This is a genomic window from Aminobacter sp. P4_D5 (assembly GCF_056401815.1).
The window spans coordinates 1-730 of the sequence record NZ_JBFUIP010000666.1 but is presented as its reverse complement, the minus strand read 5'-3'; the positions used below and the strand labels follow the sequence as shown (position 1 = coordinate 730).

General features: G+C 69.7%; 1 protein-coding gene. It reads right to left on the bottom strand.

The window, feature by feature from the left end:
- Nucleotides 1-62: 62 nt before the first annotated feature.
- A complete protein-coding gene (locus AC1DWF_RS34210) occupies nucleotides 63-617 on the bottom strand; it encodes an HD domain-containing protein (protein WP_476842928.1) in 555 nt (184 codons plus the stop codon).
- Nucleotides 618-730 lie beyond the last annotated feature (113 nt).

Sequence of the window (730 nt, the reverse complement as noted above, 5' to 3'; positions counted from 1 at the left end):
GCGCCGCGAGGGCACGGCGTTAAGCGTCGCGCGTTCCAGCGCGTGAACCAGTTCCATCGACGTCACGCGGCCTCGCGCGCCAGGGCGGCCATGGCCTCGCGGTAGGTCGTGTCGAACAGCGCCTCCAGCGAGGGGTTCACCCCGCGCAGCCCCGCCGCCACGCGTCCGGCCCAGCCCACATACTCCACCCTCCGCGCGTGGTCCCAGGAGGCGGGCGGTGCGACCATGATGGCGCGCAGGTTGGAGATCTTATCGGCCAGCTTCACCAGCTTCGCGCCCTCGGACTTCTTCGGCGCCATCTTCACCTGGAGCGCCTTGCGCATCTCCTTGGGCAGGCTCTTGTCGTCGGAGACCTCGGCGACGATCGCCGCGACCTCGGCGCCGAAGCGCGCGGACAGCGCCTCCAGCGTCACCGGAACAGGATCGTCGGAGCTGTCCTCGACCGTGTCATGCAGCAGTGCCGCGAGGATGGCCGGCTCCGGCGCGCCATGCTCGGCCAGGATCTGCGCCACCTCGAGCGGGTGGTTGATATAGGGCTCCTGCGCAGCGCCCTTGCGGCGATGCGTGGCGTGGACGGCGGCCGCGAAACTCGCGGCGGCCAGGACGTTCGCGGTCAAGAGCCGCGCGGGCGCTGCGGCGTGGTGATCACGCCGGTGGCCACGCCGAGAATGGCGGCGAGGCCCAGGGAAAGAACAAACTTGCCCAAGAGAACGCTCCTTTAGTTCAGTTG